Raw genomic sequence first — 23,815 nt, forward strand, 5'->3', positions numbered from 1 at the left:
CATGAGCCGTTTCTGGAGTCCCGTGGTCGGGACGCTCAGTCCGTATGTTCCGGGCGAGCAGCCCAAGCTTCAGAATCTGGTCAAGCTGAACACCAACGAGCATCCTTACGGGCCTTCGCCCAAGGTGCTCGAGGCCATCCGCGCTGCTACTGACGACACGCTAAAGCTTTATCCGGACCCTTCATCCGACCAGCTACGCCAAACCATTGCGGCCACCGTTGGCGTGCAGGCGAGCCAGGTCTTTGTCGGCAACGGTTCCGACGAGGTGCTTGCGCACGCTTTTCTTGCGCTGCTCAAGCACGACAAGCCGCTGCGTTTTCCGGATATCACCTACAGCTTTTATCCCGTCTATTGCGGGCTGTACGGCATCCAGTACGAAACGGTGCCATTGGCGGCGGACTTTTCCATCAATGTTGATGACTACCTGCCGGGGGCGAACGGGCAGTCAGGCGCCATCATCTTCCCGAATCCCAATGCGCCCACCGGCCGAGCCCTGAGCCTGGCTGACATCGAGCGCATTGTGGCAGCCAACCCCGATGCTGTCGTCGTGGTGGACGAAGCCTATGTGGACTTTGGCGGCGAATCCGCGGTGCCGCTGGTGGCTCGTTACGACAACCTGCTGGTGGTGCAGACGCTGTCCAAGTCGCGTTCGCTGGCTGGCCTGCGTGTGGGCTTCGCGGTGGGTAGCGCCGAGCTTATCGATGGGCTTGAGCGCGTAAAGAACAGTTTCAACTCCTACCCCATTGATCGCCTGGCGTCGGCCGGAGCAGTGGCGGCATTGGAGGATACAGAGTACTTTGAACGGACTCGCCAAGCCGTGATCGAAACCCGGTCGCGGATGACGGCGGGCCTGAACGCGTTGGGCTTTGAAGTGTTGCCGTCGGCTGCGAATTTCGTCTTCGCGCGGCATCCCTCGCAAGACGCTGCGGGCCTGGCCGCCGCCCTGCGCGAGCGCAGCATCATCGTGCGCCATTTCCGCCATGCGCGCATCGATCAGTTTCTTCGCATTACCGTCGGCACCAACGAGCAGGTAAACCTGCTTCTGAAAGCGCTTGCGGAGGTGCTGCATACGTGATTTTCAGAGCCTTCTCAGCTTGAAATCTCTGGTGTCACTTTTGCTTCCTGGCCAAGTAGCACGGGCCGGGAAAACCCTGTAGAGTACATGCTTCGATGTGCTCCACCAGTACAAGAAAGCACGTCATCATTCAATAACAAACAAATGGAGCCTGGCCAATGAGCAATAAAGGGCAAACTCTGCAAGATCCGTTCCTGAACACGTTGCGCAAGGATCATGTGCCCGTGTCGATCTACTTGGTGAACGGTATCAAGCTTCAAGGGCAAATCGAATCTTTTGATCAGTACGTGGTGTTGCTGCGCAATACGGTCACGCAAATGGTTTACAAGCATGCCATTTCCACCGTTGTTCCCGCGCGCGCCGTAAATTTCCAGGTGGAAGTCCCTGCTGAATAGTCTCGCTCCAGCTTTACCTTTTTTTGCCCGCCAGACGGTTGACGTCGGCGGGCATTTTCGCTTTGGCTCCAATATGGTGCATGTATGCGCGCTTTGATTATCAGCGTTGACCTGGGTGACCCGGACTTCGCTGCCCACGCCGAGGAATTCGCCATGCTGGCCAAGGGTGCTGGCGCGGAAGTCGTCGGCACGCTGACCGCTCGGCGCGACCGGCCCGACGCCAAGTTCTTCATCGGTTCCGGCAAGGCCGATGAAGCGGTCGGCATGGCGCAAGCCCTGTTGGCCGACATCGTTCTGTTTGACCAACCGTTGTCGCCCGCCCAGCAACGCAACCTTGAACGCGCTTTCAATCTGCGCGTGGTGGACCGCGTTGCCCTCATTCTGGATATTTTCGCGCTACGTGCCAAAAGCCATGAGGGCAAATTGCAGGTCGAGCTGGCACAGTTGCAGCATTTGGCCACGCGCCTGACGCGCATGTGGAGTCACTTGGAGCGTCAGCGCGGCGGTATCGGGATGCGCGGCCCGGGTGAATCGCAGCTTGAGATGGACCGCCGCATGATCGGTGCCAAAGTCAAGACGCTGCGCGAGCGCCTGGACCGGGTTGAACGCCAGCGTGTGACCCAGCGACGAGCGCGGGCGCGCGGCGGTGCCTTGTCGGTGTCTCTGGTGGGTTACACCAACGCCGGGAAGTCCACGCTGTTCAATGCGCTGACGCGTGCGGACAGCTACGCTGCCGACCAGCTTTTTGCGACACTCGATACGACCACCCGCCGTATCTGGATCGAAGGCGCCGGCTCCGTCGTGGTGTCGGACACCGTAGGGTTCATACGCGATCTGCCGCACGGCCTGATCGCGGCGTTTCGCGCAACACTGGAAGAAACGGTGCACGCCGATCTACTGCTGCATGTGGTGGATGCCGCCAGTCCACAGCGCGATGAGCAGATTTTTGAAGTGAACAAGGTACTTGCTGAAATCGGCGCCTCCGCCATCCCGACCATTCTGGTATACAACAAGATTGACCGGGCTGGACTCGAACCCCGGGTGGAGCGCGATGCACATGGTACGATTGCGCGAGTATTTGTAAGCGCTACCGAGCGCGCCGGTTTGGATGCGTTGCGCGGGGCAATTGCGGAGACCGGACAGATTGTGGGAAACAATGCCGCGAATTATCAAACTCTTCAATCTGAATGACCCCGGTTGGGGTCGTGGGAACAACAATGGCTCCGAGCCGCCGCCGAAGCGGCCTCAAGGCAGTGGAGACGGCCCACCTGACCTGGACGAAGTCTGGCGCGATTTCAACAATCGCATCGGCTCGCTGTTCGGTCGCAAGGGCGGTGGCGGTGGTAATAACCGCCCCAACAATCGAGGCGGCATGACGCCGCCTTCGCCGCGTGGCGCGCGCATCGGCCTGGGCGTTATCGCCTTGGTTGCGGCGGGCATCTGGCTGGCCAGTGGCTTCTACATCGTGCAAGAAGGCCAGGTCGCGGTTGTGACCCAGTTCGGCAAATACAAGAGCACGTCGCAAGCCGGTTTCCAGTGGCGTCTGCCGTATCCCATTCAAAGCCACGAAATCGTCAACGTGTCGCAATTGCGCACGTTCGAAGTCGGTTTCCGTGGCGGTTCGCGCAACAAGGTCCTGCCTGAAGCGCTGATGCTGACGACGGACGAGAACATCGTCGACATGCAGTTCGTCGTGCAATACCGTCTGCGTGCCGATGGCGCGCCTGACTATCTGTTCGAAACGCGCGACCCGGACGAATCCGTCCGCCAAGCCTCTGAAACGGCCATGCGCGAAGTCGTGGGCAAACAGACGATGGACTTCGTTCTTTACGAAGGCCGTACCCAGGTGGCCACGCAAGTACAGGAATTGATGCAACAGATCCTGGATCGCTACCAAAGTGGCGTGCAGGTCAGCACCGTGGCCATCCAGAACGTGCAGCCGCCCGAGCAGGTTCAAGCCGCCTTCGACGACGCCGTCAAGGCCGGTCAAGACCGCGAGCGTCAAATCAACGAAGGTCAGGCCTATGCCAACCAGGTTGTGCCGCTGGCCAGTGGCCAGGCGTCGCGCATGACTGAACAGGCTGAAGGCTACAAGGCCAAGGTTGTTGGCGATGCGCAGGGTAATACGTCCCGCTTCACCAGCATTCTGGGTGAATACGAAAAGGCCCCGCTGGTCATGCGCCAGCGCATGTACCTGGAAAGCATGCAGGACATCTTCACACGCGCCACCAAGGTCATGGTCGACACCAAGAGCAACAACAACATGTTGTATTTGCCCTTGGACAAGATCATGAATCTGGCCGCTCAAGACGGTGGCAAGTCCGCCGTCGGCAACCCGGGTTCGCCCGCGTTGATCAGTCCGCCGGTTCAACCGCCGTTGCGTAGCAACGTGGTCCCGGTGCCCCAATCTTCCGGCAGCAGCAATAGCAACACGCTGCCTCGCGACCGCATGTCGCGCTAACCCGGAGGAATTCTGATCATGCAACGTCTCATGCCCATCCTGGTCGGCCTGCTTATCGTGCTGGCTGCCCTGTCGTCCTCAGTCTTCGTCGTGCGCGAGCGCGACTACGCCCTGGTGTTCTCGCTGGGTGAAGTGCGCAAGACCATCAATGAACCTGGCCTGTATTTCAAGGCTCCGCCCCCGTTTCAGAATGTCGTGACGCTGGACAAGCGCATTCTGACTATCGAAACCAACGAAGCCGAACGCATCCAGACTTCTGAAAAGAAGAACCTGCTGATCGATTCCTACGTCAAATGGCGTATTGCGGACCCCCGTCAATACTACGTTTCGACGGGCGGCAACGAGCGCGTCGCGCAAGAGCGCCTGCAAGCGCTGATCCGCGATGCCTTGAATGCTTCGGTGAACGTGCGCACGGTGCGCGATGTGGTCTCGACCGAACGCGACAAGATCATGGCCGAGATCCTTGCCAACGTGGCCAAGCGCGCCGAGCCCTTGGGCGTGCAGATCGTCGACGTGCGCTTGCGCCGCATTGAGTTCGCGCCGGAAATTTCGGAATCGGTCTACCGCCGCATGGAAGCGGAGCGTACGCGCGTCGCCAACGAGCTGCGTTCCATCGGTGCCGCCGAAGGCGAAAAGATCCGCGCCGAAGCGGATCGTACGCGCGAAGAGGTCGTGGCCGAGGCTTATGCCAAGGCGCAGGGCATCATGGGTGAAGGCGACGCCGCCGCCGCCGCGATCTATGCGCAGGCCTATGGCAAGAACCCGCAGTTCTACACGTACTACAAGAGCCTGGAAGCCTACCGCGCATCGTTCTCGAAGCCGGGCGACGTGCTGGTGGTTGACCCCAGCTCCAGTTTCTTCCAGTTCATGAAAGACCCCGCCGGCGAAGCATTGGCGCCGGTGACCGTGCCCCCAGCCAAGTAAGTTGGCGACGCGCCTCGGTGCTGAAAGCCCCTTGGGTATCCAAGGGGCTTTTTCTTGATTCCTGGCTATGGCGAAGGGCGCCCAGAGGTATTAGAGGGACGGTTTGTGGGCCCCTGATCCCGGCTGGCGCTGTTCGCTGACTCATGTACAATACCGCGTAAGCTAGAAAACATTCCGCAGCGGCTGAGCGGGCTTACGCCCCCTCAGCCGCTTTTTCGTTTGGGCGACGCCCACGCATCACTTGGCGTTATTCAGGTAAACATTCATGGGTAACTGGTTGCTGCCCGAGAGCCTTGCCGACGTACTTCCGGCAGAGGCCCGGCGCATCGAGGAATTGCGCCGCGAACTTCTCGATCTGTATCGTACATACGGCTTCGAGCTCGTCGCGCCGCCCCTGGTCGAATACATCGATTCATTGCTGTCGGGCACCGGTAGCGATCTGAATCTGCGCACTTGCAAGCTGGTTGATCAGCTGACGGGGCGCACTCTGGGTGTACGGGCCGACATGACTCCTCAGGTCACGCGCATTGACGCGCACTTGTTGAATCGCGCTGGCGTGACCCGCCTGTGCTATTGCGGCAACGTGCTGCACGCGCGTCCGGCTGATCTGCTGTCCAGCCGCGAGCTGTTGCAGATCGGCGCCGAGATCTACGGTCATGCGGGTTTTGAAGCCGATCTGGAAATCATCCAGCTTGTGCTGGAAACCGTGGCGATTGCCGGGGTGCGTAACCCCCGTCTGGACTTGTGCCATCCGGGTGTGGTTCGCGCCATTGTCGAGTCGGACCCGGCGGCGGTAGAGTTGGCGGAAGATGTAATCCGCCTGCTGCGCGAGAAAGACGTGCCTGGTTTGAGTGAGCTGGCTGCGCGTGCGCCGGGCATGCGGGAAGAGACGCTAAAAGCGTTGACCCTGCTGCCGAATTTGTACGGCGGCCCGGAAGTGCTGAAGAACGCGCGCCGGGAATTGCCGTTGCTGCCCGGTGTGGCAAGCGCACTGGACGCGCTGCAAGCATTGGTGGACGCGATGCCGAATGTGGCGTTTGGCGTCGATCTGGCCGACGTGGGTGGTTATGGTTACCACTCCGGCGTGAAGTTCGCGCTGTACGCGGAAGGCTGGCACGACGCACTGGTCAGCGGCGGCCGCTACGATGACGTCAGCCGTGCATTCGGCCGGGCTCGTCCGGCTACCGGTTTCAGTCTTGATTTACGCAAACTGGCGGCGGGTTTGCCGCCAGCGGAACGGGCGCGTGCGGTTCGTGCGCCCTGGGGGCAGGCCCCCGCCTTGACCGAGGCGGTGCGCCGTCTGCGCCGGTCAGGGGAAATTGTCGTTCAGGTATTGCCCGGTCACGAGCAGGATCAGGACGAATTCGTTTGCGATCGCGAGCTGGCGCTGCAAGATGGCGCCTGGACGGTCAGAACGCTGTGACTAACTCCCTCTTGGAAACGAGAGGGCCGCGGGGAGATTTCCGGATTTCCCGAGAAACTCGATATTGATTCGTAACATGAGCAAGAACGTAGTCGTAATCGGCACCCAATGGGGTGACGAGGGCAAAGGCAAGATCGTCGATTGGTTGGCGGAATCCGTCCAGGGCGTGGTCCGCTTTCAGGGTGGTCACAATGCCGGCCATACGCTGTGGATCAACGGCAAGAAGACGATTTTGCGCCTGATCCCGTCGGGCATCATGCATCCTGGTGTCACCTGCTTCATCGGCAATGGTGTCGTGCTATCCCCGGAAGCCCTGCTCAAGGAAATCGAAGAGCTGGAAGCCGCCGGTCTGGATGTGCGCTCGCGCCTGCAGATCTCTGAAATCTGCCCGCTGATCCTGCCCTATCACGTGGCCATCGACAAGGCGCGCGAGGCGCGCAAGGGCGAAGGCAAGATTGGCACGACCGGTCGCGGCATCGGCCCGGCTTACGAAGACAAGGTTGCTCGCCGCGCTTTGCGCGTGCAGGATTTGTTCAACCCATCTCTGTTTGACGAGAAGCTGGCCGAAGTGCTGGATTACCACAACTTCGTGCTGACCAAGTACCTGGGTGCCGAAGCGGTTTCCGCCAACGAGGTGCGCGATCAGGCCATGGCGCTGGCTCCGGCCATCGCCCCGATGGTCAAGGATGTGTCCAGCAATCTGTACGCAATGCAGCAGGAAGGCAAGCGCATCCTGTTTGAAGGCGCGCAGGGCGCGTTGCTTGACGTCGACCACGGTACGTACCCGTTCGTCACCAGCAGCAATTGCTTGGCTGGCGCCGCGTCCGCAGGTGCTGGCGTCGGCCCGCAGCAGTTGGATTACGTCTTGGGTATCACCAAGGCGTACACCACCCGCGTGGGTTCTGGCCCGTTCCCCACGGAATTGGTCGATGAGATCGGCACCCGCCTGGCCACCATCGGCAAGGAATTTGGTTCGGTCACGGGGCGTCCGCGTCGTTGTGGCTGGTTTGATGGCGCCGCGCTGAAGCGTTCGGTTCGTCTGAATGGAATTTCCGGCCTGTGTATCACCAAGCTGGACGTGCTTGATGGTCTGGAAACGATTCAACTTGGCGTGGGCTATCGGGTGAACGGCGAATTCCGCGACGTGCTGCCTTATGGCGCGCACGCTGTTGCGCAAGCGCAACCGGTTCTGGAAGAACTGCCGGGTTGGTCGGAATCGACTGTCGGCATCACCGAGTACGACAAGCTGCCCGCGGCGGCCCGTCGTTACCTGGAACGTGTTGCGGAAGTCTGCGGTGTGCCGATCGACCTGGTGTCGACGGGACCTGACCGCAATGAAACCATTGTCCTGCGTCATCCCCTGAAGGGCTGATCGGGTTATTATTCCAAAGGCCGCCGCCGGTCTCATACCGGCGGCGGCCTTTTCGTATCTTTAAGCAGGAGATGCTTACCTATGAGCACGCCGACCAATGATGAAAGCCATCTGTGGGTGACGTGGGACGATTACAACCGGTTGATCGAGCGCCTGACCTTGCAGGTGCATCAGTCGGGATGGAAGTTCGACAAGATTTTGTGTCTGGCGCGCGGCGGCATGCGCGTCGGCGATGTTATGTCCCGTATTTTTGACGTGCCGCTTGGCATTCTTGCTACCAGCAGCTATCGCGAAGCCGCCGGCACGAAGCAGGGCGATATGGATATCGCCCAGTTCATCACCATTACGCGCGGCACGCTGTCCGGCCGGGTGTTGCTGGTGGACGACATGGTTGATACGGGGAAAACCTTCAGCAAGGTCTATGACCATCTGAAAAGCCAATTCGCGGATATTACGGAGTTGCGCAGTGCCGTGCTGTGGTGGAAGGGGCATTCCCAAGCCACGCCTGACTATTACGTAGAAAAGCTGCCGACGAACCCCTGGATTCACCAGCCGTTCGAAGATTACGACAGCCTGCGTCCGCATCAGCTGGAAGCCTGGATCCGCAAGGGTCACACGAGCTGATCTGTAGTAAGGATCGGAATGTGGGGGGAGGTGTATGCGCCTGGTGTCCCCCTAGTAGTCAAAGCTGCGCTGACCATGCTAGAATCGCTGGTTATCGCTAAACCGAACTTGGCTTGTTACTCTTTGGGTAGTCTTTGGGTAACGGAAACAGCCAGCGGAAATCCGAGAAAAACGTAAAAACGGCAAGAAGTGGGTCGTGCATCTGGTACTGCTGAAGCAGCGCTGCATGTTTTCCTGCTACGTCATTTTTCAAGAGCTCGGGTTGCGCTTTCAAAGGTTCCACGTTCCGCGGTTATCGCGGACCTGGACCCGCGCAGCGTTGCTGGTAAGCAAGCCAGGTTTGTCATCAACTTTTGTTACCCTACAAGCAGGCCAATCACTTTATGCCTATCGTTCGACTGAAGGAAAACGAACCGTTTGAAGCCGCTCTGCGCCGCTTCAAGCGCACCATCGAAAAGACCGGTTTGCTCACCGAGCTGCGTTCGCGCGAGTTCTATGAGAAGCCCACGGCTGAGCGCAAGCGCAAGCATGCCGCCGCCGTGAAGCGCCACTACAAGCGCATCCGTAGCCAACAACTGCCCCCGCGCCTGTATTGATTTTTGATTCCCGAATCTATTGATTCCAGAATCATTCATCCAGGATCTACTCGCCCGAGTCGACGTCGTCGACGTAGTCGGGCGATATGTGCAGTTGCGAAAGGGTGGGGCCAACTTGCTTGGCCTGTGTCCCTTTCATAACGAAAAAAGTCCGTCATTCACTGTCAGCCCCACCAAGCAGTTTTATCACTGCTTCGGCTGTGGAGCACACGGCAGCGCCATCACTTTCCTGATGGAACATACGGGTACCAGTTTCCCCGAAGCCGTGCGCACGCTCGCGGCTTCGGCGGGAATGACGGTTCCCGAAGAAAATCGCAGTCCACGCCAACAGCAGGAATCCGCGCGCCGCAAGGCCGAGGAATCCCGCCATACACAGGTGCTGGATGCCGCCCAGGCGCATTATCTGAAACAGTTGCGAGCATCGCCCGCTGCGATCCGCTACCTGAAACAGCGCGGCCTGACCGGCGAAATCGCGGCGCATTTCGGCTTGGGGTGGTCAGGCACGGATCGCCACGGCTTGTCGCAGGTTTTTCCCAATTACGAAGATCCCACGCTGGTGGAGTCAGGACTTGTCATCGAATCCGAAGACGGCCGTCGCTATGACCGCTTTCGCGAGCGCGTCATGTTTCCGATCCGCAATGCGCGGGGTAGTCTCATCGGATTTGGCGGGCGCATCATCGGTAAGGGCGAGCCCAAATACCTGAATTCCCCCGAGACGCCGCTGTTCTCCAAGGGACACGAGCTTTATGGTCTGTGGGAAGCGCGCCAAGCCATTCGGCAGGAAGGTCAGGTGATCGTGGTTGAAGGGTACATGGACGTGGTGGGCTTGGCGCAGCAAGGCATCGCCAACGCGGTCGCCACGCTGGGTACGGCGACCACACCGGACCACGTAAAAAAGCTGTTGCGCGCAAGCGATAAGGTCATTTTCAGTTTCGACGGGGATGGAGCGGGTCGCCGGGCTGCCTGGCGGGCATTGCAGGCTTGTCTGCCTGTGCTACGCGACGATATCGCGATACGCTTTTTGTTTTTGCCGTCGGAACACGATCCCGATTCTTACGTCCGCGAATTGGGCGCCGAAGCGTTTCGAGCCTGCTTGGGCGATGCGGTGGCGCTTTCGCGTTTCCTGTTGGATGAGTTGGCCTCGCGCCATAACATGTCCGAAGCGGAAGGGCGCGCCAGTTGCCTGCACGAAGCCAAGCCTTTGCTGGCGACGATTCCCGAGTGCGCGTTGCGCGTTCAAATCGAACGCGAAATGGCCAAGCTGGTGCAACTGACGCCCGAGGAAATGGCACAGATTCTGGCCCAGCAGGCCGCCAAGCCTTTTGCGCCGGCCGGGTCCAAGCATCCTTCTGGCGAAGGGGGCGGCGCAGCAGGAGTTTCTGGCTCGGATCATGATGGCGGGCACTCGGATATGGGTTACGACTTTGCCGGGCATGATTTTCAGGACATTCCCGCCGACGAGCCTGACTATGCCGATTACGGACATATTCCGTCGCAAGGCGCTGAAATGCTTGGCGCTAGCGGCCAAAGGGCGGCTGGAAAACCCGAATGGAAGAGCAAAGGCGACTGGAAGGGCAAGAGCGACTGGAAGGGCGGGAAGGGCAACTGGAAGGGGCGCCGGGACAATGATGTCGGTGGTTTCGAAGGGCGCCGCACGATGCCGTCGCTGGCCAAGCGTTTGCTGGGTCTTTTGCTGGCCCACCCCGAATTAGTGGACTCCATGGGCGATCAGCAGCTTGAAGTCATCGACCATGGCCCCCATCTAGGTTTGGTAAGAGACCTGATCATGCTGGCCCAATCCAGCGGTGCGCGCCATGTGGGCGCCCTGCTGGAGGCCGCCGAGCCAGATTCGGACTTGGCGACCGTCTTGAAGGGGCTGCGCGCGGACATCTTGTCGCAGGAAGATCTGCCCGACCCGCAAACCGAATGGGATGACGCATTGCGGCGTATTGAATTCGATTCAGCCAAGCTCGAAATGGCCAAGCTGGCATCCACCGGGCTGGCCACGGAAGAAGCGCGCAAGCGCTACCTGGAGCTCTCGGGCAGAATGGCCGTGCTGAAAAATGCCGGGATACGTTAAATGCGCTAAAATCAAAGGTTGTCCGTTGGCAGTTGCCGTCGGCTCGTTTGCAATTGAACTCAGTTGAACTGAAGCTGAATTGTTGGACTGCGTTGAAAGTCCCGACGAGCACGAACTCGGCAAATCCGACGGAATCAAATCAGGATGGCGCGATCTAATTCTGAAGTGATGTAGATGGCAGCATTGGTAGAGCGTAGCGGTAGAGTTGTAGCAGCAATAGAGTATCGGTGCTGGGAAAAGAGCACTAGAGAAAAAGTACTAAGAAATTGGAATCGGCATTGAAAATTGGCCGCAGGGTTTAACCGCAGCGGTCGAAATTGTTACATCATTAAATTATTATGGCCAATGGCTGATAGCCAAAGGCTGAGCGGTGAATCAGGCAGTTCAACGACGAGCATTTTTGCGTAGCGTTAGTGGTCTGGGTGCTGTGTCTACATAGCTGCTAGGGGCAATGACCCCATAAGCAAGCAAAGCCTATTTATAGGCAGGCAGCCCCCCCAACGCCCGGAATCCGTCGCGGAATGAGGTTATGCACGTGAAGCGCCCGAACGGTATTGCACCGCCACGTCGCCAAACGGGTTCGAAAGAACTGGCGCTGCGAACAACGCAGCCGCGTGATCTTCGCCGATTTATCTGTTTTACCCGTAGCTGCGTCGCGCTAGGCCACTGTCTGGCGTGGTGCTTGCGCGGTGCAACATGCCCAAACGGGTTGCGACGACCACGGAAGCGACTATGACCAAATCCACCGGCAAATCCTCCTCTGCAATTGATGCGGCTGAAATCAAGGCCCCCGCGGCCAAGCGCGCCGTAAGCATGGCGGCGGAAAAAGCGCCCGCCAAGACGGCGGTGAAGGTCGCCAAGCCTGCTGCTGTCAAAACGGCTGCCAAGAAGGCAACCAAGACGGCTGCGGCTGACAAGCCCGAAAAAGTGACGAAGGCTCGCGCCAAGAAGGCTGAGGACAAGCTCGCCGACCTGGTGGGCGGCAGCGCCCCGCGCTCGGGCCCGGTCCCGAGCGGCCGCCGCCCGGGACGTCCCGCCAAGAACGCCAACAATGATTCCGACGGTTTCGACGACACGATGGACGGCGAAGGCGAAGTCCTGCCCGATCTGAAGCCGCCCAAGCGTGGTGGCAAGCGTGGCAAGGCCGATCCCAAGGATCTGATCGCCCGCGGCCCGGTCACGCCGGAAGAATACGAAGCGCGCCGCAACCGCCTGAAGCAGTTGATCAAGCTGGGCAAGGATCGCGGCTACCTGACGTACGGCGAAATCAACGACCATCTGCCTGATGACTTGGTGGATGCCGAAGCCATTGACGGCATCATCAGCACGTTCAGCGATATGGGTATCGCGGTCTATGATCAGGCACCCGACGCCGAAACTCTGCTGATGAGCGAGAACGCGCCGGTCGCGTCCAACGACGACGACGTCGAAGACGAAGCCGAAGCCGCGCTCACCACCGTGGATTCCGATTTCGGCCGCACCACCGACCCCGTCCGTATGTACATGCGCGAAATGGGTTCGGTCGAGCTGCTGACTCGCGAAGGCGAAATCGAAATCGCCAAGCGCATCGAAGACGGCTTGAAGCACATGGTCATGGCCATTTCGGCCTGCCCGACCACGATCAACGAGATTCTTGCCCACATCCTGCGCGTGCGTGAAGGCCAGGCGCAGATCGACGAAGTCGTTGATGGCCTGGTTGATCCGGAAGACGGCGAAGAATATGCTGGCGCCGGTGTTACCGCGGACGAAGACGAAGGCGATGACGGCCCCGCCGGCGGCATGTCCAGCAAGCAGCTGGAAGACCTGCGCGTGAAAGCGCTGGCAAAATTCGACGAAGTGAGCAAGCAGTTCGACAAGATGCGCCTGTCGTACGAGAAGGACGGCTACAAGTCGGACATCTACGTGCGCGCCCAGGAATCCATCCAGAACGAACTGATGGGTATCCGCTTCACCGCCAAGATGGTCGAGAAGTTGGCTGACACGCTGCGCAGCCAGGTGGAAGAAGTGCGCCAGCTTGAACGCGCCGTCCTGCATACGTGTGTGGACCGTGCGGGCATGCCGCGCTTGCACTTCATCAAGGTCTTCCCTGGCAACGAAACCAATCTGCAATGGGTGGTCGACGAAGTCGCCGCTGGGCATCCCTACGCCGAGACGCTGGAACGCCAGATTCCCGCTGTTCAGGAATTGCAGCAGAAGTTGATCGACCTGCAAACGCGCGTCGTGCTGCCGCTTAAGGACTTGAAGGACGTCAACAAGCGCATGGCCACTGGCGAAGCCAAGGCTCGCAAGGCCAAGCGCGAAATGACCGAGGCCAACCTGCGTCTGGTGATCTCGATTGCGAAGAAGTACACGAACCGTGGCCTGCAGTTCCTGGATTTGATCCAGGAAGGCAACATTGGTTTGATGAAGGCCGTGGACAAGTTCGAATACCGTCGCGGCTACAAGTTCTCGACGTACGCCACGTGGTGGATTCGTCAGGCCATCACGCGTTCCATCGCCGACCAGGCGCGCACCATCCGTATCCCGGTTCACATGATCGAAACGATCAACAAGATGAACCGGATCAGCCGTCAGATTCTGCAGGAAACCGGCGCCGAGCCGGATCCCGCGACCCTGGCGCAGAAGATGGACATGCCCGAGGACAAGATCCGCAAGATCTTGAAGATCGCCAAGGAACCGATCTCGATGGAGACGCCGATTGGTGATGACGATGACTCGCACCTGGGCGATTTCATTGAAGACACCTCGACCCTGGCGCCGTCGGATGCGGCCTTGCATGGTTCCATGCGTGATGTGGTCAAGGAAGTGCTAGACTCTCTCACCCCGCGTGAAGCCAAGGTTCTGCGTATGCGTTTCGGTATCGAAATGAGCACCGACCAGACCCTGGAAGAAGTGGGCAAGCAGTTCGACGTCACTCGCGAGCGCATTCGCCAAATAGAGGCTAAAGCGCTGCGCAAGCTGCGTCACCCCAGCCGGGCCGATAAGCTGAAGAGCTTCCTGGAAGGGCAGTAATCGTTTCCTGGGCCTCTAGCTCATGCCTGGTTAGAGCAGCGGACTCATAAGCGTCTGCTCAGTTTGGAAAAAGTATTTAAAAACAATAAGTTAGAGTGTTTTCTAGGCTCTGCGGATTCGTAAGGCTACGCATAGGCTACAAACGCTGTAAAATCTAGTTCAAGGGGCCTGTAGCTCAGTTGGTCAGAGCGTCCGACTCATAATCGGCTGGTCGTGGGTTCAAGTCCCGCCGGGCCCACCAAATCCCCTCTGAAAGCCACTCTAACGGGTGGCTTTTTTCTTGCCTGCTCCTACCCCATTGGTAGCCTAAAACGACTCTGTAGCCTCGTCAGAGCCTAGCCGTAGCCTTGGGGTCGTCCGTGGCTCAAAACTGCCTCCAAAGCCTGTCCTACAAGTGGCAAAAATCCTCTGTTGGCCTGGTCAAAAAGACTAAAAAAAGACAAGGTATATCAACCACTCAAGAGATAAAAAAACAAAGAAAAAGCCCCGTTTTTGGGGCTATTTTTTTATTGACTATCGCTGTTAAATCTATAGTCTGGATTGTCGTCATAGATTTCAAAATCAGGATCAACAAATCCCTCGTCCTCAATGATTTCGTCATCCTCAGAATCCTCAGTTGTTATTCTGTCAAATGCGTTGAGAAAGTATGTGCTTAGGCGTCCTGCATTCTCAGTGTATTGGTCATAGGTGATGATGTCGTCAGTCATGCTTTCTTGTAATTCTCTGAAAGCGTTTGCATGAGCAATGACTAAATCATTCAAGTTCTCTATGTTGGTGTAAATTTCGCGGTTCATATCCTTTCTCCTGTGGTTGTATATTAGTTATACAAAATAGGAAAAAGAAATCAAGAAACTGACTGAAATTCGATATCTTTATTGTCTAGATTTTCATTTTCTTATCTTTGGTTTTTCCTGCTTTAGCGATTGGTTGAGTGTTCTTGTGGGCTAGGTTATTTCTAAGTTTATTGTGTAGATTTTGCTTTTCAATAAGCTTGAAAATATCATCCACCACGCTTGCGTTTTGACCCATTTGGATAGCAGCCTCTTTTGTTTCATTGAGCATCATGATTGAGCTTTCAGGGACTTTTAGGTTGTGATTGACAATGATATTTTGAGCTACTGATAAACGTCTGTTGTAAATTGCCTCATTGATTGGGCATTCATCCTGATCAAAGATGTCAATGCCTCTTTTGACAAAAACATCAATTACATCGTTGCGTCCGTTTCTTGCGGCCCATAACACTGAGCCTCTGTTTTGGGTATTGATGTCAGCACCGTTCTCTAAAAGTAATTCAACGGTTTCTGCATGTCCATTATTAGAGGCCCAATACAATGCATCATCCTCTCTGGAATGAATATTTGCACCATGCTTTAAAAGCATATCAACGATTTCAGTATGTCCACCTTTTGATGCATTTATTAAGGCTTGGTCATCTCTTTCACTTACCTCTGCACCTAGTTCTATCAAATAATGAACAAAGTCTTTGTGTCCATATTCGGCTGCAAGTATAAGATATGAGTTGTCTTGGTCATGTATGTTTGCACCTTTATCAATTATGCTCTTTGCCATCTCATGTCTGCCATATGCTGCTGCTTGATAAAGGGCGTCGTTGAGTAAGCATGTTTCAGATTTCTCATCATCTGTTGCTTTGCCAAGAACATAATTGACGATATTTTCTTTATCCTCTTTGATTGCGTAATCCATAGCACTAAAACAAAATCTTTGTATTTGATATGTTGTAAGGCTGGTGTTCTCAATAGCGGCGTTTTCAATGGTTTTGAACAATTCAAGATTGCCTTTTGATGCAGCATATGTTAAGCCGTTCCAATCGTCCTCATCCTTGCATAATGGATTAATTCCATTGAGTAGCATTGTCTTTACAACGTCTAAATCCTCTTTGTCGCAAGCGTCTAAAAATAACTGATGTATTGTTTTTGTTTCAATCATGTCTTTCCTTTGTAGTTATCTAATACTTATACAAAATATTCAAAGAAAAGCAATGTTTAAGGCAATAAAAAAGCCCCTTGATAGGGGCTTTGTGCTTTCTGATTTGTATATCAGTAGTCATGTGTGAACATTGCTGTTGTATACCTTGGCTGCTCAGTTCCACATTCAAAATCTGTAATCAAGTAAATGTCTTTACCGTCATCTAACTTGTATTTGCTCAAGAGCCTGCCCTCTGCTGTAGAGATAGCCACAAAGTTTGCAATTTGGTCGTCGTCTGTGAGAACTCCCCAATTGCAATTTGCATGGTTGTAAAAGTAGGGCATGAGATCAATGCCCTTGTCTTGGATATGACTTGCCAAAGCATGATGGCAAAGCGTTTTTCCAAGGTCAAACTCTTTTTGGTTCTTTAGAAAATAGGCCAAGAGAACGGCTTTGACTTTCTTGTGTGAATGATCGGGGTATTCAAATCCGTCCACCAAGAGATTGAGTGCAGATGCAACCTCTGCATTGTCATCATAGATGTCTGCAATCTTTTCGTCGCTGTTCTGCCAAAGGGCAACGATTGCGTCTTTCTTTTCCATTTTCCAAAGTCCTCGTTTGTTTGCAATGATTATATTTTATGTTCACGGTTAGGTGGCGTCCAGGGATAAACGCATTATTTTCATTCTTTTTTGTTGAATGCCCTTGATTTAATCTTTGTTTTTTGTATAACTAAGAGACAACTATTCAACAAAGGAGATCACATGAAAAAAACATTAGTTGCTTTATCTTTATTAGCTTTAGCGAGTGCTGCAAGTGCTCAGGAAATCAACAAACACTTATCTGACGGCTTTGGCGTGTTCGGTGGTGTATCTTTAGGAAATACCGCAGGAGAAAAGTCTACAGGCTATACATTAGGTGTTGATTACACAAAATACTTGAATAACAGTTTCTTTGTTCAGCCATCATTGCAATACATTGACTCAAAAACCGATTACAACGACAAGCACATTGTTGGTTTAATCAATGGTGGCTATACATTCTTACTTGATAACAATGTCACTGTCAGCCCAAAAGCAGGTGTTGGCTATCGTTACACAAGATGGAATAGAACCTACACACAAGGCGAATTAGGTGTTCCTATTCCTAATTGGACTGTTCATGAAAGTGGCAGTGATTCAGGGGTAGTGTTCAATGTCGGTGTTGATGTAGGCTTTGCAAAAAATTGGAATGTGGGCTTGAATCACATCAGAATGAAAGGCAAAAACGGCAATCATGCAGACTACACAAGTTTGACTTTGGGCTACAAGTTCTAAGCCAAAGCACCAAAAGAAAAAGCCCCTTGATTGGGGCTTTGTTTTTTCAAATATGGACTCTTAGAATCCCCATGTTGCACCTACGGATGCACCTTTCATAACTCCACTGCCTACGATTTTCATATTCACTATGGCATTGCCTTGTCTGACTGCAATACCGATGGCCATCGCTGATTTGCCATTGACTGTTGATGCAGCCATGCCAATCTGTCTTTCAAGTCTTGGGTCAAAAACAATCCCTGCTGCTGCCATGCCCATAGCTGCCGCTGAGTATGCGTAGCCCTTGGTCATGTTCTCAAATCCATTCATACGGTTCTCAAGGTTGCCCACTCTGTTGTCAAGCTTTGCAATATCCTTGGTGTTTTCAGCTACTTGCACATTGGTTGCTGCCAAGCCTGTTTGTAAGACTGTAATTGCTCCACCTTGAACGGCAATGTCTGCTGTGTTCTTATTGGTCTGAGTCTCTACCTCTGCAACCTTTGTATTAGTCTGAGCAAGGCCATTTTGCAAGCCTGTGATTTGCTCTGTATGGGTTGCAATGTCAGCCGTGTTCTTTGCTGTTTGAACCTCTACGGTCGCTACTCTTGCTGTGGTTTGAGTAAGTCCGTCTTGTAGCCCTGTAATCTGTCCAGCTTGAACGGCTATGGCTGTGGTGTTTGCGTTGGTCTGTGTCTGCAAGCTTGAGATTTGCCCTGTGTGGGTATCAATCTGACCTTGCAATAGGGCTGTGTCAGTGGTGCCGTTAGAAACGGTCAAGGAACTGATTTGAGCCTGCATGCTGCTGATGTTGCCGTTGGCAGTCTGCATGTCACTAGACAAGGTTGATACCTGGGCTTGTGTCGCAGTCAAAGAACTCTGCATTGAGCTCACATTGGCGGTCGCTGTCTGTGCCTCGGTTTGGGCTGCTTGCGCCTGGCTAGATGCATTGCTTGCCTGTGTGCTTGCGGTAGAAACACTGCTCTCTAGTGTTGATACCTTGGCGTCTGTGGTGGCCTGCTTGCTTTCAATCGCAGTGAGTTGAGAGCTATGGGTGTCAATCTGTGATTGCACTCCTGATAGGTCTGTAGATCCTGAGCCTCCTGATGAGGCTGCAATCAAGCTCTTGACTTGGCCTAGATTGACGGCATCACTATCTAGAACCCCATTGGCGACATTCCCAATGCTTAAGCCTCCAACTGAAAATTGATTGTTTGCTGTGCAGCCGCTTGTGAAATTCGCACTACCAAAAGCAATGCAGTTATAAAAGCCGTTGTCTGACAATCCAATGCCAAACAACATAGACAAAGTATTCTCTGTGTTGTTTGTAATACTGTTGTTATTGCCGAAAACAAAAGCTCTTACTCCTGTTGTGGTAGTTGAGATGTCGTTTTCGTTACCAAAGATTCCCGCATTCTGAGAACGGTTGAAATTGTATGAGCCAAAGATATTTGCCCCATAAGCAGTGTTCGTGTTCCCAAAGCCTGTGATTGTTTGGCCTGATTGAAATAAGGTGTTCTCTAGTCCAACGGTTGTGCTTTCTGATCCTCCTGTTGTTGCCGCGTTTTGAACGTTGCTTTTATCTACTACTACTGATTGAGCAAAAGCTTGGCTTGCACATAAAGCTAGTATTGCTACATAGATTTTCCTTTTCTGTAAGTTCATTGTTATGTCTCCATTGTTGTTGTTATATGGTTATACAAAAAAAGGAAAATAAATCAATAGCAAGAAAAGAAAAAAGCCCCAAAGATTGAGGCTTTCAGCTTGATTTAAGTTTTCTTTAATTGCCAACTATGTTTGTGGGAAATCTCACTACATCGGCAAGAGCTTTACTCATCTTGTTTGAAAGATTGATTTTGACGCTCTTGGTATCAAGAATATCGTTTGTGAACCACTTGTTATAGTTTTGAGTGAATACACCTGTTTGCATTTCTACGGTGATGTAATCGTTCAAGACTTTGCCAAGCTTGGAACCTTTTTGACTCATGATGCCGTATGGGTCAACACTCAAATGGTCGTCTGTTACTATAAAAGCGTCTTTGTCTGATCTTGCTTTGATTGCTGATAATAAAAGAATGTCGTCATAAATCACAATGGCAGGGTTTTGACTGGCTTTTAACTTATCCAAAGCCTCAGTCATGTCTTTGACAACAATCTTGGTGTAGTCAGGTTTAACTGTTTTGTTTCCCTCGTTGTTGATTGAAATGAAATCTACTGCTGATGTGCCGTCTATCACGATAGTGTCAATCTTTTGGCTTTGCTTTCCAATCAAAGTGAATGAGGTAGATGGCAATCTAGCAACTCTCATGTGAGAGATATAAGTAGGGATTGAGAAATCCACATCCTCACGTCTCTTTGCTGTGTTGGTAGTCGCGCCACATTCAAGGTCAATCTTGCCGGTCTTGATGGCATCAATACGGTCTTTAGGTGTCACCATGACCCACTCAGTAGCCAAAGGTTTGCCCAACTTTTTCTCTAAGTAGGCAACAAAGTTTTTGCATATCTCAACGGTTTGACCTGTTGGATTGCCTTGAGCGTCCTTGTAAGACACTGGAACGGCTTTTTCTCTAAAGCCAAGCTTGATAGTGCCTGTCTGTGCAACTCTGTCTAAAGAGTCTGCATGTGCCACCCCTGCCAATAAGGCAAGGGCGATAGTGATTGCTGATTTGGTTTTCATAGTTCTATCTCCTGTTGTTGTTCTTGATTATTTGGTGTCCCATTTGAATGATTTTTCTAAAATCAAAACACTGCAAAGTTTTCCTGTGTTCTTGATAACTACTTTCACATCGTCAGATTTGTAGCTGTTCAAGATAGTGTTTGCTCCTGCCTTATCGCTAAGACTTGTGCAATCAGATTGACCTCTCATACATTGGCCTGGTTGTTCCCATATCTCTGTCAACTCGCATGGCTGTTTAGAAAGCTCTGCTTGTGCTTGAGCTACGCTGAAAGTTGCGTCTGCTGCGAATGCTGTTGTAGCTGTTAAAGCTAAAAGGGTTGCTAATAATTTACTCATGGTTTTCTCCTTTGTTGTTGTGTGAGTAGGTTTGATAAGAGACTTTGACGCCTTTTATCATTGGAATGATCGCAAAATACAAGATATACATATTAACTGTGCCAATGATTGTCAAGTTCAAGCCAATTGGGCCAAAATTACTTGCATTGAAAAGTGCAAAAGCACCAATCAAAAAGTAGTTCCATGTTGAGCCTTTGTTTTCCTTAAAATCGTATTTGAAAGAAAGTAAAGCAATTGCCAAGAACATTGCCAAGGCTGTATAAACATAACCGCTGTCTCCAAAGATTAAGCCGCCTGCTATTGCCAATGTGTTCCAAATAATGATTGCTTTCTTGCTTGGGTGTATAACTTTCATATTCTTGCTCCTATGTAATAGTTATACAAAAATGAAAGACAAAATCAAGAGCATCGCCAAAAATTCGATATCATTGAGCAAAGAAAAAGCCCCAATCAAGGGGCTTTGTTTCATTCTAGGTTGAGGGCGTTTAAGAAATCTTTTGCTCTCTGTGTTCGTGGGTTCTCAAAGAACTCGGCTGTTGGTGTTGCCTCCAAAAGCAACCCTCCTTTTTCAAAGAAAACTACCCTGTTGGATACATGCTTTGCAAAGCTCATTTCGTGGGTCACTACTATCATGGTGGTGCCTTGCTTTGCTATGTCCTCCAAGAGTCTCAAGCTGCCTTTGACAAGTTCAGGATCTAGGGCGCTTGTAGGTTCGTCAAAGAGAATGATTTCAGGGTCCATAGCCAAAGCTCTTGCCACGGCAATACGCTGCTGCTGTCCACCTGATAGCTGACCTGGTAGCTTGTCCTGGTGTGCAGTCATGTCCAGTCTCTCAAGTAGCTCGAGGGCTTTTTTGTGTGCCTCTGCCTTGCTGCGGCCAAGCACTTTCACTTGAGCAAGCACCACGTTTTCAAGGGCTGTGTAGTTGGGGAATAGGTCAAATTTCTGAGACACAAAGCCTACTTTTTTGGCGAGCTCTTTAGGGCTGTAGGCAGTGATTGCCTTGCCGTCTATCTCAATGGTGCCGTGCTGTATTGGCTCTAAGCCGTTGATAGTCTTGATAGCTGTTGATTTACCTGAACCTGATGGGCCTGCAAATACAACTACCTCGCCTTTCTTGATTTCTAAACTTTCTACGTCCAAGGCTTGAGTCTTGCCATAGAACTTTTTGACATTGCTAATTTTTATCATTTGATTTCTCCTGTTGTTATTATTTTTGCTACTTGTCTTAATAGAACACACGCAACCAAGTAGAAAGTTGCTGCAAGCAATATTCCTGACTCAATGGTTCCGTCTCTTTCTCCAATGTGATTGATAGTTGTGAAAAAGTCTGAGAGTCCTACGACATAGCACAATGTTGAGTCATGAAAGATTGCCACTGATTGAGTTGTGATACTCGCAAAGGCATTCTTGAAAGCTTGTGGAATGATGACAAGCATGTAGGTTTGAAATGGGGACATGCCTAAAGCTCTTGCTGCCTCTACTTGTCCTTGAGGTATTGCATTCATTCCTGAACGAATGATTTCTGCAAAATATGCAGCCTCAAATAATGCAAAGCCTATCAATGTGGACGGCAATGCAATGTCTGAATAAATGCCGTTAGCTTTCAAGACTGACATGCCTATCAAGTAAAAACTTGATAAAACCACTAATAAAGGCACGGCTCTAAACGCATTGATATACCACTTGGCAAAGTTGCTGGCTATCTTGTTTTTGCTGTTTCGCATGATTGCCAAGATAGTTCCTAGAAATAAGCCTGATGCAATTCCTGAGAAAGTAATCAATGCCGTTAGCTTGAGTCCTTTCAAAAGCAATCCATACGATTGCCAATATGTTGAAAAATCAAATTCCATCTTGTCTCCTGTTGTTGTCTTTAAGTTATACAAAATATAAAAACAAAATCAAGAGACAAAGACGATGGGCAATAAAAAAACCACTCATTCCTGAGTGGTTCTTTCAATCCATCTTTCAATAACAAACCTTAAAAGTATTGACAAGACGATTGGGCCAACATTACGCCATCTTTGTTCTTTCTGCTGATCTCATAATCAATAGTAAAGTCATGTTGATGACTAAGTAACCGAAAAGAACCAAGAAAAAAGGCTCGTAGACGGCTGATGTGAATTCATTGAGTTGCTTGCATCTGTAGAACAACTCTGCCAAGCCAATCGTTCCTGCAATTGAGGAATTTTTGACGGTACTTAAAAGCTCGTTCACAAGGGCCGGCAAGCTGTTTCTGATGGCCTGTGGAATGAGGATGAGGCCGTAGCTCTGGCCTGTTGTGAACCCCAAGGCTCTAGCTGCTTGTGCCTGGCTGTCTGCAAGGGCCACAAGGGCTGAATAGATGTGTCCTGACACTCTGCACCCCATAAAGAACCCAAGAGCTCCTATGGCTGCTACAAGGCTCAAGGTCAATGGGCTTGCTGTCTCAACGAACTTTGGCGCTAACCAGGCAGGCAAGACAAAGTAGAAAAAAAACATCTGCACCTTGAGAGGGATTGAGCTAAAGAACTCAAAGACGGCGGTTGCTGCCCATGAAAGAGGTCCTGAGCGTGTTCTAGCTGCTCCTATGGCGATACCAAGCACCAAGGCAAGCAAGTAGGCTGTAAGACTCACAAAGGCTGTGTAGCCCATGCCTGCAAGTAGCCAATCAAGATAGGTTTGGCTCTCTCCTGAGCCTACGAGGTGGTTTAAAAAATCAAAGTTCATGTTGTCTCCGTCTGTCGTTGTTGTGGTTTTAAAAAAAGGGCTTGCGCCCCTTTCTTATTTGTTCTCAGCAATGTCGCGTTTGGATTCTGTTGATAAACCGTCTCCAAAGTATTTCTTAGAGTAGGTTTCTAATGTTCCTGCCTTGTATAAAGATTTCACTGTCTCTTTAACTTTGCCTGTGAATTCCTGGTCTTTTGCAGGGGATACGATACCTAATTTGTCATTTTCTTTGATTTTTGTTTCCTCTAAGATAACAAAGTCTTTAGAGTTCTTTTGTTTTGCGATTTCTCCAATCAAGATTGCCTTGTTGGTTATGATTGCATCAATACGCTTTTGTTTAAGCAATAAGAACAATGCGTCATAGTTCTGAGCTTTCTGTAAGTTAGAGTCAGTAACCTCTACGCCTTTGTCAGTAAAGAATTGTCTGATGTTCTTTTCTCCACTGAAAGAGCCGACCATTCCAACTCTTGCTTTAGATAAGTCGTTTAAGTCTTTAATGGATGTTCCTGCTTTGCCTGCTGCTAAGATAGAGTCAGTAAAGTGGATAGAGTAATTTGCAACTGCTAATTTCTCTGCATTGTAAGAACTGCCTGCACACTCTAAATCAATAACGCCTGAGTCAATCAATGTGTAGCGAGTAGTTGTATCTACCTCTTTATATTCAATGGTCAATGGCTTTTTCAAGTCTTTAGACAATGCACTAACAATGTCTTTGCAGATTGCTACTGAATAACCGTCATAAGAGCCGTCTGCTTGAACACTAGAAAATGGTGCTGAACTTGCGCGAACACCTAAGACAACTTTGCCACTGTCTTTGATTTTGTCTAATGTTGTGCCTGCAAAAGCATTGACTGATAATAATGCTGCTAAAGCTAATAATGTTTTTTTCATGGTTTCTTTTCCTTTGTAAAGT

23 protein-coding genes and 1 tRNA gene are annotated in these 23,815 nt (G+C 52.0%); 13 read left to right on the plus strand and 11 right to left on the minus strand.

Annotated features, from left to right (window positions below; translation table 11 throughout):
• Nucleotide 1 precedes the first annotated feature (1 nt).
• The 12 genes from hisC to WBR68_RS07810 all read left to right on the plus strand — a co-directional run bounded on the left by hisC (nt 2) and on the right by WBR68_RS07810 (nt 14,203).
• Complete coding sequence (gene hisC, locus WBR68_RS07755; RefSeq protein WP_230693811.1) at nt 2–1,075, plus strand: histidinol-phosphate transaminase; 1,074 nt, start codon at nt 2–4, stop codon at nt 1,073–1,075.
• Between the two features lie 158 nt (nt 1,076–1,233).
• A complete protein-coding gene (gene hfq, locus WBR68_RS07760) occupies nt 1,234–1,470 on the plus strand; it encodes an RNA chaperone Hfq (protein ID WP_006218585.1) in 237 nt (78 codons plus the stop codon).
• Between the two features lie 84 nt (nt 1,471–1,554).
• Entirely contained in the window at nt 1,555–2,661 is a 1,107-nt protein-coding gene (hflX, locus tag WBR68_RS07765; protein ID WP_050446291.1) for a GTPase HflX, read from the plus strand.
• Nucleotides 2,627–3,931: an FtsH protease activity modulator HflK gene (hflK, locus tag WBR68_RS07770; RefSeq protein ID WP_050446292.1), complete on the plus strand. Its 1,305-nt coding sequence runs from the start codon at nt 2,627–2,629 to the stop codon at nt 3,929–3,931. The genes hflX and hflK overlap by 35 nt, the downstream gene beginning before the upstream one ends.
• A gap of 18 nt (nt 3,932–3,949) precedes the next feature.
• Entirely contained in the window at nt 3,950–4,855 is a 906-nt protein-coding gene (gene hflC, locus WBR68_RS07775; protein ID WP_050446293.1) for a protease modulator HflC, read from the plus strand.
• Between the two features lie 265 nt (nt 4,856–5,120).
• Nucleotides 5,121–6,278 carry an ATP phosphoribosyltransferase regulatory subunit gene (locus WBR68_RS07780; RefSeq protein ID WP_050446294.1) on the plus strand — a complete coding sequence of 386 codons (1,158 nt, stop codon included), beginning with the start codon at nt 5,121–5,123 and terminating at the stop codon, nt 6,276–6,278.
• Between the two features lie 76 nt (nt 6,279–6,354).
• Nucleotides 6,355–7,650: an adenylosuccinate synthase gene (locus WBR68_RS07785; protein ID WP_230693812.1), complete on the plus strand. Its 1,296-nt coding sequence runs from the start codon at nt 6,355–6,357 to the stop codon at nt 7,648–7,650.
• An 81-nt stretch (nt 7,651–7,731) separates the two neighbouring features.
• Nucleotides 7,732–8,274: a phosphoribosyltransferase gene (locus WBR68_RS07790; protein WP_050446296.1), complete on the plus strand. Its 543-nt coding sequence runs from the start codon at nt 7,732–7,734 to the stop codon at nt 8,272–8,274.
• A 383-nt stretch (nt 8,275–8,657) separates the two neighbouring features.
• Nucleotides 8,658–8,870, plus strand: a complete 213-nt coding sequence (gene rpsU, locus WBR68_RS07795) for a 30S ribosomal protein S21 (protein ID WP_006218592.1) — start codon at nt 8,658–8,660, stop codon at nt 8,868–8,870.
• A gap of 19 nt (nt 8,871–8,889) precedes the next feature.
• Nucleotides 8,890–10,950, plus strand: a complete 2,061-nt coding sequence (gene dnaG, locus WBR68_RS07800; RefSeq protein WP_230693813.1) for a DNA primase — start codon at nt 8,890–8,892, stop codon at nt 10,948–10,950.
• Nucleotides 10,951–11,682: 732 nt separating this feature from the next.
• Nucleotides 11,683–13,962, plus strand: coding sequence for an RNA polymerase sigma factor RpoD (gene rpoD / locus WBR68_RS07805; protein ID WP_050446298.1), 2,280 nt, complete (start codon nt 11,683–11,685; stop codon nt 13,960–13,962).
• Between the two features lie 164 nt (nt 13,963–14,126).
• A tRNA-Ile gene (locus WBR68_RS07810) sits at nt 14,127–14,203 on the plus strand.
• Between the two features lie 265 nt (nt 14,204–14,468).
• Here WBR68_RS07810 and WBR68_RS07815 read toward each other — a convergent pair.
• From WBR68_RS07815 to WBR68_RS07825, 3 genes are all read right to left on the minus strand, one after another.
• Nucleotides 14,469–14,756, minus strand: coding sequence for a hypothetical protein (locus WBR68_RS07815; protein WP_230693814.1), 288 nt, complete (start codon nt 14,754–14,756; stop codon nt 14,469–14,471).
• An 85-nt stretch (nt 14,757–14,841) separates the two neighbouring features.
• On the minus strand, nt 14,842–15,909 hold the full coding sequence (locus WBR68_RS07820) for an ankyrin repeat domain-containing protein (RefSeq protein ID WP_230693815.1): 1,068 nt from the start codon (nt 15,907–15,909) through the stop codon (nt 14,842–14,844).
• 110 nt (nt 15,910–16,019) lie between these two features.
• On the minus strand, nt 16,020–16,490 hold the full coding sequence (locus tag WBR68_RS07825; protein WP_230693816.1) for a hypothetical protein: 471 nt from the start codon (nt 16,488–16,490) through the stop codon (nt 16,020–16,022).
• Between the two features lie 162 nt (nt 16,491–16,652).
• On the opposite strand from WBR68_RS07825, the gene WBR68_RS07830 reads away from it, so the two are divergent.
• Entirely contained in the window at nt 16,653–17,204 is a 552-nt protein-coding gene (locus tag WBR68_RS07830; protein ID WP_230693817.1) for an outer membrane beta-barrel protein, read from the plus strand.
• A gap of 60 nt (nt 17,205–17,264) precedes the next feature.
• Here WBR68_RS07830 and WBR68_RS07835 read toward each other — a convergent pair whose 3' ends face one another.
• From WBR68_RS07835 to WBR68_RS07870, 8 genes are all read right to left on the minus strand, one after another.
• Nucleotides 17,265–18,845 (minus strand): hypothetical protein, encoded by a 1,581-nt coding sequence (locus WBR68_RS07835; protein WP_230693818.1) that lies wholly within the window; start codon nt 18,843–18,845, stop codon nt 17,265–17,267.
• Between the two features lie 115 nt (nt 18,846–18,960).
• The gene (locus WBR68_RS07840) at nt 18,961–19,857 is read right to left on the minus strand and encodes a transporter substrate-binding domain-containing protein (protein ID WP_230693819.1); all 897 of its coding nucleotides are present in this window, start codon (nt 19,855–19,857) and stop codon (nt 18,961–18,963) included.
• A 27-nt stretch (nt 19,858–19,884) separates the two neighbouring features.
• The gene (locus WBR68_RS07845) at nt 19,885–20,193 is read right to left on the minus strand and encodes a hypothetical protein (protein ID WP_230693820.1); all 309 of its coding nucleotides are present in this window, start codon (nt 20,191–20,193) and stop codon (nt 19,885–19,887) included.
• A complete protein-coding gene (locus tag WBR68_RS07850; protein WP_230693821.1) occupies nt 20,186–20,548 on the minus strand; it encodes a hypothetical protein in 363 nt (120 codons plus the stop codon). Before WBR68_RS07850 ends, WBR68_RS07845 begins: the two co-directional genes overlap by 8 nt.
• A gap of 110 nt (nt 20,549–20,658) precedes the next feature.
• Nucleotides 20,659–21,384, minus strand: coding sequence for an amino acid ABC transporter ATP-binding protein (locus tag WBR68_RS07855; protein ID WP_230693822.1), 726 nt, complete (start codon nt 21,382–21,384; stop codon nt 20,659–20,661).
• Complete coding sequence (locus WBR68_RS07860; RefSeq protein ID WP_230693823.1) at nt 21,381–22,046, minus strand: amino acid ABC transporter permease; 666 nt, start codon at nt 22,044–22,046, stop codon at nt 21,381–21,383. Before WBR68_RS07860 ends, WBR68_RS07855 begins: the two co-directional genes overlap by 4 nt.
• A gap of 160 nt (nt 22,047–22,206) precedes the next feature.
• Complete coding sequence (locus WBR68_RS07865; RefSeq protein ID WP_230693824.1) at nt 22,207–22,902, minus strand: amino acid ABC transporter permease; 696 nt, start codon at nt 22,900–22,902, stop codon at nt 22,207–22,209.
• 54 nt (nt 22,903–22,956) lie between these two features.
• On the minus strand, nt 22,957–23,793 hold the full coding sequence (locus WBR68_RS07870) for a transporter substrate-binding domain-containing protein (RefSeq protein ID WP_230693825.1): 837 nt from the start codon (nt 23,791–23,793) through the stop codon (nt 22,957–22,959).
• Between the last annotated feature and the right edge of the window lie 22 nt (nt 23,794–23,815).

The organism is Achromobacter sp. JD-1 (assembly GCF_038594925.1).
Taxonomy (GTDB): domain Bacteria; phylum Pseudomonadota; class Gammaproteobacteria; order Burkholderiales; family Burkholderiaceae_B; genus Achromobacter; species Achromobacter spanius_C.

Bases quoted from the DNA above. Each gene is read 5' to 3' on its own strand.
- hisC (WP_230693811.1), top strand. From the start codon at position 2: ATGAGCCGTTTCTGGAGTCCCGTGGTCGGGACGCTCAGTCCGTATGTT.
- hfq (WP_006218585.1), top strand. From the start codon at position 1,234: ATGAGCAATAAAGGGCAAACTCTGCAAGATCCGTTCCTGAACACGTTG.
- hflX (WP_050446291.1), top strand. From the start codon at position 1,555: ATGCGCGCTTTGATTATCAGCGTTGACCTGGGTGACCCGGACTTCGCT.
- hflK (WP_050446292.1), top strand. From the start codon at position 2,627: ATGCCGCGAATTATCAAACTCTTCAATCTGAATGACCCCGGTTGGGGT.
- hflC (WP_050446293.1), top strand. From the start codon at position 3,950: ATGCAACGTCTCATGCCCATCCTGGTCGGCCTGCTTATCGTGCTGGCT.
- WBR68_RS07780 (WP_050446294.1), top strand. From the start codon at position 5,121: ATGGGTAACTGGTTGCTGCCCGAGAGCCTTGCCGACGTACTTCCGGCA.
- WBR68_RS07785 (WP_230693812.1), top strand. From the start codon at position 6,355: ATGAGCAAGAACGTAGTCGTAATCGGCACCCAATGGGGTGACGAGGGC.
- WBR68_RS07790 (WP_050446296.1), top strand. From the start codon at position 7,732: ATGAGCACGCCGACCAATGATGAAAGCCATCTGTGGGTGACGTGGGAC.
- rpsU (WP_006218592.1), top strand. From the start codon at position 8,658: ATGCCTATCGTTCGACTGAAGGAAAACGAACCGTTTGAAGCCGCTCTG.
- rpoD (WP_050446298.1), top strand. From the start codon at position 11,683: ATGACCAAATCCACCGGCAAATCCTCCTCTGCAATTGATGCGGCTGAA.
- WBR68_RS07815 (WP_230693814.1), bottom strand. From the start codon at position 14,756: ATGAACCGCGAAATTTACACCAACATAGAGAACTTGAATGATTTAGTC.
- WBR68_RS07820 (WP_230693815.1), bottom strand. From the start codon at position 15,909: ATGATTGAAACAAAAACAATACATCAGTTATTTTTAGACGCTTGCGAC.
- WBR68_RS07825 (WP_230693816.1), bottom strand. From the start codon at position 16,490: ATGGAAAAGAAAGACGCAATCGTTGCCCTTTGGCAGAACAGCGACGAA.
- WBR68_RS07830 (WP_230693817.1), top strand. From the start codon at position 16,653: ATGAAAAAAACATTAGTTGCTTTATCTTTATTAGCTTTAGCGAGTGCT.
- WBR68_RS07835 (WP_230693818.1), bottom strand. From the start codon at position 18,845: ATGAACTTACAGAAAAGGAAAATCTATGTAGCAATACTAGCTTTATGT.
- WBR68_RS07840 (WP_230693819.1), bottom strand. From the start codon at position 19,857: ATGAAAACCAAATCAGCAATCACTATCGCCCTTGCCTTATTGGCAGGG.
- WBR68_RS07845 (WP_230693820.1), bottom strand. From the start codon at position 20,193: ATGAGTAAATTATTAGCAACCCTTTTAGCTTTAACAGCTACAACAGCA.
- WBR68_RS07850 (WP_230693821.1), bottom strand. From the start codon at position 20,548: ATGAAAGTTATACACCCAAGCAAGAAAGCAATCATTATTTGGAACACA.
- WBR68_RS07855 (WP_230693822.1), bottom strand. From the start codon at position 21,384: ATGATAAAAATTAGCAATGTCAAAAAGTTCTATGGCAAGACTCAAGCC.
- WBR68_RS07860 (WP_230693823.1), bottom strand. From the start codon at position 22,046: ATGGAATTTGATTTTTCAACATATTGGCAATCGTATGGATTGCTTTTG.
- WBR68_RS07865 (WP_230693824.1), bottom strand. From the start codon at position 22,902: ATGAACTTTGATTTTTTAAACCACCTCGTAGGCTCAGGAGAGAGCCAA.
- WBR68_RS07870 (WP_230693825.1), bottom strand. From the start codon at position 23,793: ATGAAAAAAACATTATTAGCTTTAGCAGCATTATTATCAGTCAATGCT.